Annotated in this window: 15 protein-coding genes; 6 read left to right on the forward strand and 9 right to left on the reverse strand. The window is 76.4% G+C overall.

The annotated features are described in order from the left end of the window. The first annotated feature begins 192 nt into the window (after positions 1-192). From nirB to AC3WT4_RS18230, 5 genes are all read left to right on the forward strand, one after another. Entirely contained in the window at positions 193-2,856 is a 2,664-nt protein-coding gene (gene nirB, locus AC3WT4_RS18210; RefSeq protein ID WP_492316159.1) for a nitrite reductase large subunit NirB, read from the forward strand. 5 nt (positions 2,857-2,861) lie between these two features. Continuing rightward, positions 2,862-3,287: a nitrite reductase small subunit NirD gene (gene nirD / locus AC3WT4_RS18215; protein ID WP_492316137.1), complete on the forward strand. Its 426-nt coding sequence runs from the start codon at positions 2,862-2,864 to the stop codon at positions 3,285-3,287. Beyond that, positions 3,284-4,675, forward strand: coding sequence for a uroporphyrinogen-III C-methyltransferase (gene cobA, locus AC3WT4_RS18220; protein ID WP_492316138.1), 1,392 nt, complete (start codon positions 3,284-3,286; stop codon positions 4,673-4,675). Before nirD ends, cobA begins: the two co-directional genes overlap by 4 nt. A gap of 125 nt (positions 4,676-4,800) precedes the next feature. Beyond that, on the forward strand, positions 4,801-5,892 hold the full coding sequence (locus AC3WT4_RS18225) for a uroporphyrinogen-III synthase (RefSeq protein WP_034653096.1): 1,092 nt from the start codon (positions 4,801-4,803) through the stop codon (positions 5,890-5,892). After that, a complete protein-coding gene (locus AC3WT4_RS18230; protein ID WP_492316139.1) occupies positions 5,889-6,683 on the forward strand; it encodes a sirohydrochlorin chelatase in 795 nt (264 codons plus the stop codon). The genes AC3WT4_RS18225 and AC3WT4_RS18230 overlap by 4 nt, the downstream gene beginning before the upstream one ends. Here the strand turns inward: AC3WT4_RS18230 and AC3WT4_RS18235 are convergent. Continuing rightward, a complete protein-coding gene (locus tag AC3WT4_RS18235; RefSeq protein ID WP_492316140.1) occupies positions 6,673-8,193 on the reverse strand; it encodes an MFS transporter in 1,521 nt (506 codons plus the stop codon). The two genes, AC3WT4_RS18230 and AC3WT4_RS18235, sit on opposite strands and share 11 nt — an antisense overlap. Next, the gene (locus AC3WT4_RS18240; protein ID WP_492316141.1) at positions 8,190-9,221 is read right to left on the reverse strand and encodes an alcohol dehydrogenase catalytic domain-containing protein; all 1,032 of its coding nucleotides are present in this window, start codon (positions 9,219-9,221) and stop codon (positions 8,190-8,192) included. The genes AC3WT4_RS18235 and AC3WT4_RS18240 overlap by 4 nt, the downstream gene beginning before the upstream one ends. A 262-nt stretch (positions 9,222-9,483) precedes the next feature. On the opposite strand from AC3WT4_RS18240, the gene soxR reads away from it, so the two are divergent. Beyond that, complete coding sequence (gene soxR, locus AC3WT4_RS18245) at positions 9,484-9,954, forward strand: redox-sensitive transcriptional activator SoxR (RefSeq protein ID WP_074804932.1); 471 nt, start codon at positions 9,484-9,486, stop codon at positions 9,952-9,954. 77 nt (positions 9,955-10,031) lie between these two features. Here soxR and AC3WT4_RS18250 read toward each other — a convergent pair whose 3' ends face one another. The 7 genes from AC3WT4_RS18250 to AC3WT4_RS18280 all read right to left on the reverse strand — a co-directional run bounded on the left by AC3WT4_RS18250 (position 10,032) and on the right by AC3WT4_RS18280 (position 16,271). Continuing rightward, positions 10,032-10,754, reverse strand: coding sequence for a GNAT family N-acetyltransferase (locus tag AC3WT4_RS18250; protein WP_108050619.1), 723 nt, complete (start codon positions 10,752-10,754; stop codon positions 10,032-10,034). Between the two features lie 110 nt (positions 10,755-10,864). Then, a complete protein-coding gene (locus AC3WT4_RS18255) occupies positions 10,865-11,500 on the reverse strand; it encodes a nitroreductase family protein (RefSeq protein ID WP_074804941.1) in 636 nt (211 codons plus the stop codon). 169 nt (positions 11,501-11,669) lie between these two features. Further along, positions 11,670-12,716 (reverse strand): hypothetical protein, encoded by a 1,047-nt coding sequence (locus AC3WT4_RS18260; RefSeq protein WP_492316142.1) that lies wholly within the window; start codon positions 12,714-12,716, stop codon positions 11,670-11,672. After that, positions 12,713-13,798, reverse strand: coding sequence for a vWA domain-containing protein (locus AC3WT4_RS18265; protein ID WP_074804947.1), 1,086 nt, complete (start codon positions 13,796-13,798; stop codon positions 12,713-12,715). Before AC3WT4_RS18265 ends, AC3WT4_RS18260 begins: the two co-directional genes overlap by 4 nt. Positions 13,799-13,805: 7 nt before the next feature. Beyond that, the gene (locus tag AC3WT4_RS18270; RefSeq protein WP_400111392.1) at positions 13,806-14,900 is read right to left on the reverse strand and encodes a vWA domain-containing protein; all 1,095 of its coding nucleotides are present in this window, start codon (positions 14,898-14,900) and stop codon (positions 13,806-13,808) included. Further along, positions 14,894-15,397, reverse strand: coding sequence for a hypothetical protein (locus AC3WT4_RS18275; protein ID WP_074804953.1), 504 nt, complete (start codon positions 15,395-15,397; stop codon positions 14,894-14,896). The genes AC3WT4_RS18270 and AC3WT4_RS18275 overlap by 7 nt, the downstream gene beginning before the upstream one ends. Further along, a complete protein-coding gene (locus AC3WT4_RS18280; protein ID WP_074804955.1) occupies positions 15,384-16,271 on the reverse strand; it encodes a DUF58 domain-containing protein in 888 nt (295 codons plus the stop codon). Before AC3WT4_RS18280 ends, AC3WT4_RS18275 begins: the two co-directional genes overlap by 14 nt. Positions 16,272-16,278: the final 7 nt, after the last annotated feature.

Below are 16,278 nucleotides of genomic sequence, written 5' to 3' on the forward strand. Positions count from 1 at the left end.
GGTCGCGAAACCGCCCGCCCGTAGCGTCGTCAGCACCGTCCCGGGACCTCTCCTCGCTCTCGTCGGACCTCGCGGACGGTGACCGTTCCGCCCCGCCGCCCCCAGGAGCCCGCCGTGACCGGACCTCAGACCGATCCCGCCCCCGCCCCGGCCCCGGGTGCGCCCCGGCACCTCGTCGTCGTCGGCGGCGGCATGGTCGCGCAGCGGCTCGTCGAGGCGTTGCGCGCGCGCGACGCCGACGGCGCGTGGCGCGTCTCGCTCTTCGCCGAGGAGCCGCGCGCGCCGTACGACCGCGTCGCCCTGACGAGCTACTTCGCGGCGCGCGACGCCGAGGAGCTCACGCTCGGCGACCCTGCCCTGTGGGACGACCCGCTGGTCACGCTGCACCGCGACTGCGCGGTGACGTCGATCGACCGCGAGGCGCAGACCGTCACCGACCGCCTCGGGCGCGTGCACGCCTACGACGAGCTCGTCCTCGCGACCGGTTCGAACGCCGCGCGCCCCCCGATCCCCGGCAACGAGCTGCCCGGCGTGTTCGTCTACCGCACGATCGACGACGTCGCGGCCCTGCGCGGCTGGGTCGAGGAGAAGCGGCGCGACGCCACGACCGAGGGTGGCTGGGAGCGCCCGGTGCGCGGCGCCGTCATCGGCGGCGGGCTCCTGGGCCTCGAGGCCGCGGGTGCGCTCAAGGCCCTCGGCGCGCAGGCCACGGTCGTCCAGTTCGGTACGCACCTGATGGACGCGCAGATCGACCTGGGCGGCGGCGAGGCCCTCAAGCGCCTCATCAACGGCATGGGCATCGCGGTCCGGTGCGACACCGGGACCAAGGAGATGAGGGTCTCCCGCAAGACCGGGCACGTGGGCCGGCTGGACTTCGCCGACGGCGGCCGGCTCGACGTCGACGTCGTGGTCCTCGCGACGGGCGTGCGGCCGCGCGACGAGCTCGCGCGCGCGGCGGGGCTCGCGGTCGGGGAACGCGGGGGCGCGGTCGTCGACCTGGCGTGCCGCACGGAGGACGAGCACGTGTGGGCCGTGGGCGAGGTCGCGTGCATCGAGGGTCGCTGCCTCGGCCTGGTCGCGCCGGGCTACGCCATGGCGGAGGTCGTCGTGGACCGCCTGCTCGGCGGCGAGGCGACGTTCCCCGGCGCGGACACCGCGACGAAGCTCAAGCTCCAGGGGGTCGACGTCGCGAGCTTCGGCGACGCGCACGGCCGCACCGAGGGCGCGATGGAGCTCGTCTGGGCCGACCCGGTCGCGGGCGTCTACAAGAAGCTCGTCCTGTCCGACGACGCACGCACGCTCCTGGGCGGCGTGTTCGTCGGGGACGCCGCGCCGTACGCGTCGCTGCGGCCGATGCTCGGCACGGAGCTCCCGGGCGACCCGGGGCTGTTCCTCCTCCCCGAGGGGTCCGGCGGCGGGTTGCCGAGCCTCGAGCTGCCCGACGACGCCACGGTCTGCTCGTGCAACAACGTCGGCGCGGGCACGATCCGCGGCGCGGTCACCGAGCACGGGTGCACCGACCTCGCGGGCGTCAAGGCGTGCACGCGCGCGGGGACGAGCTGCGGGTCGTGCCTGCCGCTCGTCAAGAAGATCACGACGACGGAGCTCGCCCGCGCCGGGGTCGAGGTCTCGAACGCGCTGTGCGAGCACTTCGACCTCTCGCGCGCCCAGCTCTTCGACGCGGTGCGCGTCGCGGACCTGCACACGTTCAGCGAGATCGTCGGGCGGTTCGGTCGGGGTGTCGCTGCGCCGGTGGACGAGAGCGCAGCCACGCAGGGTGCCGTGCTGGTGCGCGACGCCGGGCGCGGCTGCGACATCTGCAAGCCCACGATCGCGTCGATCCTCGCGTCGCTCGGCAACGGTCACGTCCTCGACGGCGAGCAGGCGACGCTGCAGGACACGAACGACCACGTCCTGGCGAACATGCAGAAGGACGGCACGTACTCGGTGGTCCCGCGCATCCCCGGCGGCGAGATCACGCCCGACGGGCTGCTCGTCATCGGGCAGGTCGCCAAGGACTTCGGGCTCTACACGAAGATCACGGGCGGCCAGCGCATCGACCTGTTCGGCGCGCGCATCGAGCAGCTCCCGCACATCTGGCGCCGGCTCGTCGAGCACGGTTTCGAGTCGGGTCACGCGTACGGCAAGTCGCTGCGCACGGTGAAGTCGTGCGTCGGGTCCACGTGGTGCCGGTTCGGGGTGCAGGACTCCGTCGGCATGGCCGTCGAGCTCGAGCTCCGGTACCGCGGCCTGCGCTCGCCGCACAAGATCAAGCTCGGCGTGTCCGGGTGCGCGCGCGAGTGCGCCGAGGCGCGCGGCAAGGACGTCGGCGTCATCGCGACGGACAAGGGCTGGAACGTCTACGTCGGCGGCAACGGGGGGTTCACGCCCCGGCACGCGCAGCTCCTCGCCGAGGACCTGGACGACGAGGCGCTCGTCCGGACCATCGACCGCTTCCTCATGTACTACGTCCGCACGGCCGACCGCCTCCAGCGCACGGCCGCGTGGGTCGAGGACCACGAGGGCGGCCTCGACGCGATCCGTGAGGTGGTCGTCGAGGACTCGCTCGGCATCGGCGCCGACCTCGACGCCGCGATGGCCCGCCACGTCGGCGACTACGAGGACGAGTGGCGCGCGGTCCTCGAGGACCCGGAGAAGCTGCGCCGCTTCGGCTCGTTCGTCAACGCGCCCGCCGAGCCCGACCCCGACCTTGCGTACGTCACCGAGCGCGGCCAGATCCGGCCCGCGACGGCCGACGAGCGCGCCGCCCTCGAGGAGGCCCGTGCCGCGGGTCTCGCCACCGTCCCCGCCGGCCCCGTGGTGATCGCCGGCACGACCCTGGAGGTCCGTCGATGATCGTCGTGCCAGCAGAGCAGGCCGCGTACCCCGTGGAGACGCCGACGTCGGACGCGGCGGGGTGGGAGCGCGTGTGCCTCCTGCGCGACCTCCTCGTCGAGCGCGGCGCCGCCGCCCTCGTCGGCGGGGTGCAGGTCGCGCTGTTCCGCCTCCCCGACGACACGGTGCGCGTCGTGCAGCAGCGCGACCCGTACTCGGGCGCGAACGTCATGTCGCGCGGGATCGTGGGGACGCGCGGCGGCGTTCCCACCGTCGCGGGCCCCATGTACAAGCAGGTCTTCGACCTCACGACCGGTCGCTGCCTCGAGACCGCCGGGTACGCGCCCGCCGAGGGCCTCGCGCCGGACCTGGCGACGTGGTCCGCCGAGGTGCGCGACGGCGTCGTGCACGTGGGCGTGCACGCCGCCGCGCCCGCGGACGGTGCGCCGTGACGACGCTCCTGGGCCTCGACCTCGCCGGGCGCACGGTGCTCGTCGCCGGCGGCGGTCCCGTCGCGGCCCGCCGCGCGCGGGCCATGGCCGACGACGGCGCCCACGTCCGCGTCGTCGCGCCCCAGGTGTGCGAGGACGTGCGCGACCTCGTCGCGGCCTCGCTGCGCGCCCCGCTCCTCGCCCCGTCGCCCGCCGGGCTGCGGGCCGACGGCGAGGCCGCGCCGGGCGGCCGCGTCACCTGGGCGCCGCGCGAGGTCCGCGAGTCCGACGTCGAGGACGCCTGGCTCGTGCTCGCGGCGACGGACGACTCGGGGACCGACCGCGACGTCGCCGCGTGGGCGGCGGCGCGCCGCACCTGGTGCGTCCACGCCGGGGCCGCGCACGAGGGCACCGCCCGCACGCCCGCGACGACCCGCAGCGGCGACGTGCTCGTCGGGGTCGTCACGGACGTCCCCGCGGCCGGCGTCCCCGCGGCCGGCGTCCCCGCGGTCGGCGTTCCGACGGACGGGCGCGCTCGGGAGCGACGAGAGGCCGACAGCCCGGGGGAGCGGCGAGGCGCCGACCCGCGGCGGGCGCGCGCGGTGCGCGACGCGATCGCCGAGCACCTGCGCTCCGGCGGCGCCGACCAGCGCCACCACCGCCCCGCGCCGGGTGGTCTGGGGCGCGTGACGCTCGTCGGGGGAGGGCCTGGCGCGGTCGACCTGCTCACGGTCCGGGGCCGTCGGGCGCTCGCGGAGGCCGACGTCGTCGTCGCGGACCGGCTCGGGCCGGTCGACGTGCTCGACGAGCTCGCCCCCGGTGTCGAGGTGATCGACGTCGGCAAGACCCCCGGGAACCACCCCGTGCCGCAGCACGAGATCAACGCGATCCTCGTCGAGCAGGCGCAGCGCGGGCGGCGCGTCGTACGGCTCAAGGGCGGCGACCCGTTCGTCTACGGGCGCGGCGGCGAGGAGGTGCTCGCGTGCCGCGCGGCGGGTGTGCCGGTCGACGTCGTGCCGGGCGTCTCGAGCGCGCTCAGCGTCCCCGCGCTCGCGGGCATCCCGCTCACGCACCGGGGCACGGTCGCCGCGTTCCACGTGGTCAGCGGCCACGACGGGCTCGACGCCGCCGCGCTCGCCGGGGTCCGCGACCGCACGGCTACGCTGGTGGTCCTCATGGGTGTCTCGCAGCTCGCACGCATCACGGCCCAGGCGCTCGGCGCCGGGGCCGACCCTGCGCTGCCCGTCGCGATCGTGGAGAACGGGTCGACGCCGCGCCAGCGCGTCACGCGGGCCCCGCTCGGGGAGATCGTGGAGCGCGCCGCCCAGTCTGGGGTCCGACCCCCGGCGATCATCGTGGTGGGCGACGTCGCCGCCGCGGGACGGCTCGACCCGGCGACGGTCGCGTGACCGGCACCGGCAGCACCGAGGTCGACCCGCCCGTCGCGACGTCGACCCGCGGAGGGTCGATCTCGGACGCTCGGGTCGATCTCGCGTCCGGCCCCGACGCCGATCGCCCCACCCTCGGCCAGGTCATGGCCGGCTGCACCGTGCTCGTCACGGCCGACCGCCGCAAGAGCGAGCTCGCCGCCGCCCTCCAGCGCCGGGGCGCCGAGGTCCGCCACGCGCCGGCGCTGAGCATGATCCCGCACGCCGACGACGAGCAGCTCCTCGCCGGGACGCGCGACCTCGTCGAGCGGCCGCCGGACGTCGTCGTCGTCACGACCGGGATCGGCTTCCGGTCCTGGGTCGAGGCCGCCGACGCGCACGGCCTCGCCGACCGCCTGCTCGAGGTGCTGGCCGACGCGCGGATCGTCGCGCGCGGGCCCAAGGCGCGCGGCGCGATCCAGGCCGCAGGCCTCACCGCCGACTGGGTCGCCGAGTCCGAGACGTCGGCGGAGATCGCCGACGTGCTGCTCGGCGAGGGCGTCGCCGGGCTGCGCATCGCCGTCCAGCACCACGGTGCCGGGGCCGACGGCCTCGACGTCGTGTTCGCGGAGGCCGGCGCCGAGGTCGCGAGCCTCGTCGTCTACCGGTGGGGTCCGCCGCCCGACCCGGAAGCGTTGCGCGCGTCCGTCGAGGCCGCGGCCGTCGGGGAGATCGACGCGGTCGTCTTCACCTCCGCGCCCGGCGCCGAGGCGTGGCTGAGCGCCGCCGAGGAGCACGGCGTCGGGCGGCTCGTCGTGTCCCGGTTCCAGGACGGGTCGATGGTCGCGGCCGCCGTCGGGCCCGTCACCGCGCGACCGCTCGAGCACCGCGGCGTCACGCCGCTGCAGCCCGAGCGCGGACGGCTCGGCGCGCTCGTGCGGACGCTCGTCGCGCATTACGAGCAGGCCGAGACCGTCGCCCTCGCGACCGTCGCCGGGACGCTGCAGATCCGCTCGCGCGTCGCCGTCCTCGACGGCGAGGTGCTGCCCCTGTCGCCCAGCAGCCTCGAGGTGCTGCGCCTCCTCGCCGCGCGCCGCGGCGAGGTCGTCACCCGCGACGACGTGCTCGACGTCCTGCCCGGCGACTCGCGCGACCCCCACGCGGCCGAGGTCGCGGTCGCGCGCCTGCGCGAGGCCACCGGTCGCCGGGACCTGGTCAGGACCGTCGTCAAGCGCGGATACCGATTGGAGCTCGCATGAGCGCGGACAGCCCCACCTCCCTCGACGCCGCCGCCGGCGCCACAGCCGGGCCGCGTGCCGCCGCGCCGGTGCTCGTCGGCTGCTCCCACGGCACGAACGACCTCGCGGGGCGTGCGGTGATCCGCGCCCTCCTGGACGACGTGCGCGCCGCCCGTCCCGACCTCGACGTGCGCGAGGCGTTCGTCGACGTGCAGCAGCCCGAGGTGGCGGACGTCGTGGCGGCGGTCGTCGCGCCGTCCGACGGCGGGGCCCCGGGCGCCGCGGTGGTGGTGCCGCTCCTGCTCTCCGCCGGGTTCCACGTGAGCGTGGACGTCGCCGCGGCCGTCGAGGACCGTGGCCCCGGCACCGGGGCCGCCGCCGCGTCGGGTCCGCTCGGCCCCGACCCGCGCCTCGTGGACCTGCTCGCCGAGCGGCTCGCGGAGGCCGGCCTGCGCGACGGCGACGCCGTCGTGATCGCCGCCGCAGGGTCGAGCCGGCCGGGCGCCGCGCGCGACGTCGAGGAGCTTGCGGTGGGGCTGCGCGAGCGCGTCCCCGGCCCGGTCTCCGTCGGCTACGGCGCCATGGCGACGCCCACGGTGCCCGACGCCGTCGCCGCCGCCCGCGCGGGCCTCGCCCCGGGCGGGCGCGTCGTCGTCGCGGCCTACCTCCTCGCGCCCGGCTTCTTCTACGACCGGGTGCTGGAGGCGGGCGCCGACGTCGTGACCGGCCCGCTCGCGCCCGACGCGCGGCTCACCGCGATCGTGCTCGACCGCTACGCGGACGCCGCGGCGGGGCTGCGCCCTACGCCCTGAGGACCGGGCGGGTGCGCGGCGCGAGGAGGGCGACGCCCGCCGCGAGCAGCACCGTGACGCCGAAGCACACGACGTACGACGCCAGGCCGAGCGTGGGGTGCAGGGCCCACAGGAGCGACCCCGTGACGGCGAGCGCGGTCGCCGCGGCGACGGCGTCGGACACCTGGAGCGCGGACGAGTTCGCGCCCTGCTCGGCGACGGGCGAGAGCTCGAGCGTGAGCACGGAGAGCGTCGGGTGCGTCATGCCCATGCCGAGCCCCGCGAGGGTCCACGCGACCATCCCGACGACGGGCGGCACCGCCGTCCACGCGAGCAGCGCGGCGCCACCGATCCCGAGCGCGACGAGCGTCCCGCCGAGACGCACGTAGCCCGCGTGCTGGAGGCCCCACGTCGCCCGGCCGCGGAGCCACGACCCCGTCGACCAGCCGACGGCGCCGAACGTGAGCACGGCGCCCGCGAGCGACGGCGAGAGGCCGCGCTCGTGCGACAGCAGGAGCGGGAGCAGCACCTCGGCGCCGGTGAACGCGGCCGCGACGAGGCCCCGGATCGCGATGACGCTCGGCAGGCCGCGGGCTGCGCGGGTCGTGCCGCGGGGGAGCAGGCGCGGGACGGCGAGCGCGACGGCGGCGAGCGAGGCGACGAGCAGGGCCGCGAGCCCGACCCCGCGCAGCTGGCCCGCGTAGTTGAGCGCCCCGATCCCGACGGCGGCGACGACCGCCCAGGTGAGCGACGCCTGGCGCGCGGTCCGGTCGAGCGGCGGCTCGGCGTCGTCGGGCCGGTCCGCGGTCGCCGAGGCGGGCTCGGGGGCCGAGCCGCGGGCGGCGCGCATGCCCGGGCGCATGAGGAACAGCGCGGGCACCGCGAGGACCGGGACGGCGAGGAACACCCAGCGCCACCCGACGTGCTCGACCACGAGCCCGGCGATGGCGGGCCCGACGATCGACGGGATCACCCAGGCCGCCGCGAACGCGGCGAAGACCTTCGGGCGCCGGTCGGTGGGGAAGACGCGCGCGACGAGCACGTACAGCGCGACGATGTACAGGCCGGTCCCGACGCCCTGGAGCACGCGGCCCGCGACGAGCACGAGCATGTCCTGCGCGAGGCCGGCGACGAGCAGCCCGGCGAGGAAGAGCCCGATGCCCGTCCACAGCGGGGTGGTCGGCCCCGCGCGGTCGCTCCAGCGCCCGGACGCCACCATGCCGACGACGCTCGACGCGAGCGACGCGGCGAACGCGAGCGTGTACAGCGTGAGCCCGTCGAGCTCGACGGCGACCGTCGGCATGGCGGTCGCGACGGCGAGCGCCTCGAACGCGCCGAGGAACACGAACGCGACCATGCCGAACAGCACCGTGCGCTGCGTCCCGGGCGAGAGCGCGCCCGCCTCGGCGGGGTCGGTCGCGGGCGCGCCGACGTCTCCCGTGCCGGCTTCGACCGTGCCGGCCTCGCCCGCGCCGGGCGCGGGGGAGCCGTACGCCGGTGCGTCGGCGTCGGTGCGGGGGTCCGCCGTCATACGAGAACGACCTTTCCGGTGGTGGCGCGCGCTTCGAGCTCGCGGTGGGCGCGCGCGGCCTCCGCGAGGGGGATCTGGTGCGTGACGACCCGCCACGTCCCGTCCGCCGCGAGCGCGAGCGCGCGCTCCTGCAGCGTGGACAGGTCTCCCCAGGGTCGGGCCCGGGGTCCCACCGCCCACCGTACGTCCGGCGTGCCGCCGGCGGCCCCCGAATTCCCGTCCGGGTGGTCGACGTCACCGGCCCGGTTCGGCGCCCCCGACGCCCAGCCGTAGAGCACGAGGCGACCGGTCGGTGCGACGAGGCTCGCGGCGTCGGTGCCCGCGTCGCCGCCGACGCCGTCGAGGAGCACGGTCGCGCCCTCCGGGGCGTGCTGCCCGACGGCGGCCCGCGCCTCGTCGAGCCAGGCGTCCGCCCGGTAGTCGACGGCGGCGAGGCGGTCCTCCTGCGCCTCCCCGGCGAGCGACCGGACGAGCGCGACCTTCTCCGGCCCGCCGGCGAGCGCGACGACGCGCGCCCCCGCCGCGAGCGCGCTCTGGACGAGCAGCGTGCCGAGCCCGCCGGCCGCGGCCGTGACGACGACGGTGTCCGTCGCGGTGAGCTCCGCCAGGTCGAGGATGCCGACGGCGGTGCGCCCGGTGCCGATCATGGCGAGCGCGTCGGGCGCGGTGACGTGGTCGGGGATGCGGTGCAGCGCCTCGACGGGCACGACGGCGAGGCGCGCGTACCCGCCGCCGTCGGGCGTGGCGCCGAGGTGGGCCGCGACCCGTCGCCCGCGCCACGCGGCGTCGACGCCCGGCCCGACGACGTCCACCACCCCCGCGACCTCGCGCCCGGGGATCGTCGGGAGGGCGGGGAGCGGAAGGGGGCCGCCCGTGGCCTCGCCCCGGCGCAGGGTCGTGTCGAGCAGGTGGACGCCGTGCGCGCGCACGGCGACGCGCACCTGGCCGGGGCCGGGGACCGGGTCGGGGACCTGGTCCAGCACGAGGTTCTCGGGTGGTCCGAACGCGTGCAGGCGGATGGCGTCCACGGGTGCTCCTTCGGGGTCGGGGTCGTGCGGGGCGGTCGTGCTGGCCGGTCGTGCCCGGCGACGCGGTCGGTCTCCGGGCGAACGGCTTCGCTGGTGCGGTCGCGCGGCGTCGCGGTTGCGCGGCGTCGCGGTCACGCGGCCCGAAGGTCGCGCCCTGCTAGTCTCGAACCTCAACATTTGTTCAGGTCAAGCGCCCGTGCCGACGGACGGACTGCCGTGTCCGCCGCGTCGCGGCGAGACCCGTCCGCGTGGAGGAACCGCCGTGCCCGACGCCGCCCCGTCCCCGAGCGACGAGCTCACCGTCGGCCAGCTCGCGGCGCGCAGCGGCGTCGCCGTGTCCGCGCTGCACTTCTACGAGCGCGAGGGGCTCATCACGAGCCGCCGGACGCCCGGCAACCAGCGGCGCTTCACGCGCGAGACGCTGCGGCGGGTCGCGTTCGTGCGCGCGTCGCAGCGCGTGGGCATCCCGCTCGCCCGGATCCGCGCCGCGCTCGCGACGCTCCCCGGGGACCGCACGCCGACGGCGAAGGACTGGCACCGGCTCTCGGCCGGGTGGCACGCCGACCTCGACGCGCGCATCGAGCAGCTCACGCGCCTGCGCGACCACCTCACGGACTGCATCGGCTGCGGGTGCCTGTCGCTGCGCCGGTGCGTCCTCGTCAACCCGCACGACGCGCTCGCCGACGAGGGCCCCGGCCCCCGCACGCTGCTCGTCGAGGGGATCGAGGACTGAGCGACGCGGCGCCGAGCGTCCGGCCCGCTGCCAGGCCGTGCGGCAGGACCTCTGGGGCGGGCCCGCCGCCGCGGCCGTCAGTCCGGTGCGCGCAGCGACCCGAACGTCGGGCGGTGGCGCAGGGCGAACCCGAGCCGCTCGTAGACCCCGATCGCGCCGACGTTCTGCGCCGCGGCGTGGAGGAACGCGCGGTCGCCCCGCTCCTGCACGTGGAACGCGACGTCGCGCACGAGGCGTGAGGCGAGGCCGCGCCCGCGGTGGTCGGGGTCGGTCGTCACGGCGCTGATCTCGGTCCACCCCGCGGGCCGCAGGCGCTCGCCCGCCATCGCGACGAGGCGGCCGTCGCCGTCGCGGAACCCGACGTACCGGCCGAGCAGGTAGGTCCGGGCCTCGAAAGGACCCGGTCGGCTGCGCTCGACGAGCGCGAGCATCTCCGGGACGTCGTCCGCACCGAGCACGACCGCCTCCGGGTCGGGACGGGTGACGAGGCGCTCGGTCTCGACGAGCTGGACGCCCTCGACGCGGGCCTCGACCGTCCAGCCGTGCGGCGGCTCGACCCCGACCGGCGGCGCCGAGAAGTGCCCGCCGGGGCCGACGAGCGCGGCGACCGCGTCCCACACGCCCGGGTCGGTCCACGAGCGCACGCCCGTGATCGGCGAGACGTCGGCCGGGTAGCGTCGCGCCAGGTCGTCGCCCTCGGCGAGGTGCGCGTGCGCGCCGGTGAGCGCGCTCCACGACGGGTTGTCCAGGGCCGGGTCGTCGACGCCGGTGGTGCCGAGCCCCGTGCTCGTCGCGGTCATGCTGCTCCTCCTCGCCCCGTCGCCCGGGTGCCGTGCCGTCGTCGCGGCCGTCCGGCCGTGCGTCTCCTCCCGGGCGAACGCGCGGGGGCGCGCGCCTCTTCCCGGTGCGCTCAGCCCTGCCACCGGTCCCGGTGCACGACCTCCGCGAGCGGGCGCCGCCGCGGCTCGGACCAGCGGCCGCGCGTCGGGTACCCGAGGGGAAGCAGACCCATCGTCAGCGCGTCGTCGGGCAGGCCGAGCAGCGCGGCGACGTCGCCCTCCCGGACGGTGTGGAAGGTCGTGAGCGTCGTCCCGATCCCGTAGGCCCGGGCCGCGAGGACGAGATTCTGCACCGCGCCGTAGATCGAGGCGCCGAGCCGGGGGTCGGTCGAGCGCGCCGCGTCCCGCAGCACGGGCACGACCCACACCGGAGCCTCCTCCAGGTGCAGCGCCAGGTGCTCGACGGCGCGGAAGCCCGCCTCGCTCACGCCGGCGTGCGTGGTCGCGGCACCGAGGACGGCGTCGCGGCGGTCCCCGTACGCCGCTCGCCACCCCTCGCGGTACCAGGCGGCGATCTGCGCCTTCGTCGCGGGGTCCCGCACGACGACCCACGCCCACCGCTGACGGTTGCCCCCGCTGGGCCCGCGGACCGCGGCGTCGAGGATCGCGTCGAGGACGTCGTCGGGCACCGGGTCGGGCGAGAGATAGCGGCGCGACGGCGTCGAGTGGAGCGCGCGCAGGACGGGCAGGTCCTCGGGTGTGGTCACGGTCGCCGAGGGTACGGGCGAGCGTCCGGCGCGTCCTCGGGTCGTGGCCGTCGTCTCGCAGGCTGGGCACCCCTGCGACACGTCCTGCTCCACCGGCCGGCGTGGAGAGCGGGCCGTCCCCGGAGCGGTCACGGGGCCGACGGCGGCTCCGCCGCGACGCAGCCGGGGATCACCAGTTCTTGGTGCTGCCCCCGCTGCTGTCACCCGGGTCGGTGCCTGTGCCCGGCTCGTCCCCGTAGAGGTCGCGGTACTCCTGCTCCAGGCGCTCCTGCTCGTCGCGCGCCTCGGAGCCCTGCTGCTCGAGCTGCTCCTGACGCTGCTGCTCCTCGCGCTCGGCCTGGCTCTGCTGGTCCTCGCCCTCGGAGCCCTCGCCGCCCGAGGCGTCCGACTGCTCGTCGCCCTCGGACCCCTCGCCCTCGCCCTCCTGCGTGTCGCCGCCGCCCTGGTTCTCGGGCTGCGAGTCCTGCGCCTGCTGCTGCTTGTCCTGGAGACGCTGCCGGGCGGCAGCGTCCTGCTCCTCCTGCTCGGGGGTCTGCTCGGACTCGCCGCAGTCGGGCCAGCCGCGGATCTGCTCGGCCGTCGCGTACTCCTGCTCGGCGTACTCGTACCAGTCCTGGACGTCCTGCCGGAGCTCGTCCGGGTCGGGCTCGGTGCCGTCCCCGTACGGGTCGAGGACGTCCTCGTCGTACGAGCGGCCGGCGTCGCGCGCGGCGATCGCCTCCTCGACGAGGGCGAGCTCCGCCGCCTTGCGGTCGGCGTAGGCCATGTCGCCGTCGCCCTGGATCTCGTACGTCAGCGACAGGTTGGTCTGGATCATGCACCGTTCCTCGGGAGTCTCGTTCTCCGCGAGGTCGTAGGCGCGGTCGAGGGACCGGATCGCGTCGTACAGCGACCACGAGTCCTCGGTGCGCGCGAGCGCCGTCCCGTGGTTGTAGTGCGCCTTCCAGGGCTCGACGAGGTTGAGCGTCCGCTGGAAGCCGTACGCGCTCGCCGCGCCCTCGGTGTCGCCGGCGTCGTAGCGGTCCTTCGCGAGCGACGCGACCGGGGCGCGCAGGGCGAGCGTGACCCCCAGCACGAGGAGCACGAGCACGACGGGCAGCGTCCCGAGCAGCCACCACCGGCGCCGCCGCAGCCGTGCCGCGCGCAGCGCGGCCGCGCCCATGGGCCGGGGCGCGCGGGCGCCGGGCGGGGGTGCCGGGGGAGGGGTCCAGGTCATCGCCGCACCTCCGCGCGGTCGGGTGCCGTGGGGCGGACGAGCGAGCGGCTCGCCGAGCGCGACCAGAACCACGCCTCGACGCCGAGCAGCGCCACGAGCGCGAGGGCGAACGGCCACACGACCGGCCGGTACGCCGTGACGTCGCGGCGGCCGTCCGCCGCGACCTGCTGCGGGTCCACGCCCGCGACGAGCGACGCCGTCTCCGACGGCTCCTGCCGGTGCACGTACGGCACGCCGAGCTGGTCGGCGAGCGCGGTGAGCGTCGCCTCGTCCAGCACGGACAGCGCCTCGACGGGCTCGCCGCCGTCGCTCGGCTGCGACCAGTCGACGAGGTACTCCGCGTCCTCGGGGTCCACGTCCGGGTCGTACTCCTTCATGCGGCCTCCCTCGGCCGTCCCGTAGCCGAGCACCGCGCCGCCGTCGACGAGCGGCGCGAGGTCGGCGAACGACCGGGGCTCGCCCTCCGCCGTCTGCTCGCCGTCGGTGAGGAAGAAGACGAGCCGCACGTTGGCAGGGTGCTGCTCCGCGGAGCCCTCGAGCGCCGACCGCAGCTCGTCGAGCGGCCGGTCCGTGAGGGACCCCTGCGAGTACCGCGTGATCTCGCGGTGGAACGTGTCGGCCCAGGACGTGATCGCGCGCGCGTCCGTCGTCAGCGGGAGCTGCCGCGACGCCTGCGAGTCGAACGAGATGATCGAGTACCGCGCCCCGGGGATCGCCTCGGTGAGGCTCGTGATGTCGTGCCGCACGCCGTCGAGGCGCTCCTGGCCGCCCTCGGGCCCGTAGTCCTCGGCCGCCATCGACCCCGTGCGGTCGACGACGAAGAACATGTCGACGTTCGCGACCGACGTGTCGCGGTCCGTCGACGCGACCGACGGCGCGATCCCGATGATCCCGAGCAGCGCGACCGCTCCGGCCCGTCGCACCCAGGCCGCTCGCGGGGCGCCGGGGCGGGGGGCGCCGTCGGGCCCCGGGCGCCCGGCCACGACCGCCTGCCACCCGGCGAGGCCGAGCAGCGGCAGCACGAGCAGCGCGAGCGCCCACAGGGGCACGAGCGGCTGGAAGGTGAGTCCGGCGAGGTTCATCGGTGCGTCACTCCTTCACCCGCCACGCGACGACGAGCAGCAGCGCGACGCCGAGGACCGCGACGAGGAACCAGCCCGCGGGACGGTCCGTGACGACCACCTCGGGGGACGCGTCGAGCTCGACGGCCTGCTGCGCGACGACGTCGTCGACCATGCCCTGCACCGCGGCCGGGTCGTCCGCGAGGAAGTACAGGCCGCCACCGGACTCGACGGTCTCGCGGTACTCGGTCTCCTCGGGCGTGCCCTCGTAGCGCTGGGAGCCGCCGAAGATGCCGTGCAGCGTGATGTCGCGCGACGCGACGAGGTCCGCCGCCTGCGGGAGCGTGTAGATCGGCTCGCCGGAGACGTAGTTGTCCGTCGCGAGGATGATCGAGCGCGAGCGCTCGGTGTCCTCCGCGTCGAACTGGAGCGCGCAGCTCGCGAGCCCGTCGCCGATGAGGCTCGCGCCGGAGAGGTTCGCCGTCGTGCCCGCCGTGAACTGCGCGTACTCGAGGATCTCGGCGTCGTCGGTGCCGCCGGTGTAGTCGAACGTCGCCGGGTCCTGGTCGAGCGCGGCGATCCCGGCCTGGAGCTCCTCCTGGACGAGCGTGTAGTCGTCCGTCAGCGGGAAGACGGTGCGGGACGACGAGTTGAAGATCGACAGCGCGATCCGCTCGCCCTCGAAGTTGTCCACGAGCTCCTGGAAGACCTTGAGCACCGCGCCGTCGTACTCGATCATCGAGCCCGACACGTCGAGGCACAGCACGATGTCGCGCGTGCCCAGGCGGTCGACGACGACGTCCGTCTCCACCGGGCGGGCGGCGACCGCTCCCGCGCCGACGACCGCCACGAGCAGCCCCGCCGCGGTGAGACCCTGCAGCACGCGGTAGCGGCGCACCCACGCGGCGAACGCCGGGACGCGTGCGAGGTAGTCGGAGTTCGCGACCCAGAGCACGGCGTCGTCCGCGTCGCGCGACCGGCGGCGCCGCGCGAGCCACCACGCGACCGCCGCCGCCGCGAGCACCGTGACGACGAGCACGGCCCACAGCCACGGCCACAGGATCGACGGCCCCTGCGGCCCGGGGACGACGGCGGTGCTCGCCGCGACGGAGCGATTCACCATCCGCGCACCACCGCCCGGGCGCGGTCGATCGAGTCCTCGCCGTCCGTCGAGCGGGCCGCCGGGTCGTTGTCGTGGTCCGCGAACGACGGCCGGTAGTACCGCGCGATGAGCTGCGTGAGCCGCCCGGCCTCGGCGAGCTGCTGGATCTCCGAGAGCGTCATCGACGACGCGTCCTGGCCGAGCCGGCCGGTCGCGAAGCCGCGCATCTCCGCCGAGAGGGCGAGGTGCAGGGTGCGCTCGTCGAGCTCGCCCGCGCGGAACCGCTCGGCGACGGCGTCGAGACGCCGCTCGTACTCCGCGCGCAGCGACGCGTACGGGTCGTGCGGCCCCGTGGGGAGCAGCGGGGCGGGCCGTGGGGCGTTCTTCTCCTCCGCGCTCGCGCGCGTCAGCCAGATCACCAGGAACACGACCGCGGCGGCCGCGAGGACCAGGACGATCCCCAGGACCGTCCACCACCCCGAGTAGCCGACGGGGTCGACGAGCTCATCGACGGGCACGCTTCTGCCTCCCCAGGAGCTCGACGAACCGCTGCAGCACGTCGTCGGACCCCTCGACGAGCACGCCCTCGACCTGCAGGGCGCGCAGCCTGTCGGCCACCTCGGCACGCCGCGCGGCCAGCGCCTCGGCGGCAGGCGCCGCGAGCGCGGCCCGGCCCCGCAGGAACGGCGGCAGGCGCAGCGTGCCGTCGACGTCGGCCACCTCCCCGACCCCGGCGCCCACCGGCGAGAGGTCCGCGACCTGCACGACCATCACCTCGTGGCGCACGCGCAGCGAGCGCAGGAGCTGCTCGTGCTCGGCGGCGGGGCGGGCCTCGTCGGTCACGACGACCACGAGCGAGCGGCGCCGGAACGCCGTCTGCGCGCGGTCGAGCGGCCGGGACAGGTCGCTCCCGGGGGCGTCCGGGCGCCACAGCCCCTCCACGGTGCGCAGCAGCACCTCGAGGTCGCGCGTGCTCGCGCGCGGCGGGAGCTGCACGAGGCGCTCGGCGTCTCCCGCGACGAGCGCGACGCGGTCGCCCCGGTCGCGCGCGAGGTACGCGACGAGCGCGCAGCAGAAGCTGGCGATCTCGGCCTTCGTCTCCCCGCTCGGGGCCGTCGCGCCCATCGTGCGACCCGTGTCCACGACGAGCACGAGGTTGAGGTTCGACTCGCGCACGAACCGACGGATGATCGGCAGCCCGGCGCGGGCCGACGACTTCCAGTCGATGTCGCCGACGTCCTCGCCCGGCGCGTACAGGTGCAGGTCGTCGAAGTCCTGCCCGTGCCCCTTGAACACCGAGCGGTGCCGGCCCTCGAGCAGGCCGGACGCCCGGCGCGCGACCGGCAGGTCGAGCCGGGCCCGGACCTGGGCGAGACGGGAGACGTCGGGCACGTGGTGC

It is taken from the genome of Cellulosimicrobium sp. EB106-03-01-XG111 (assembly GCF_058792115.1).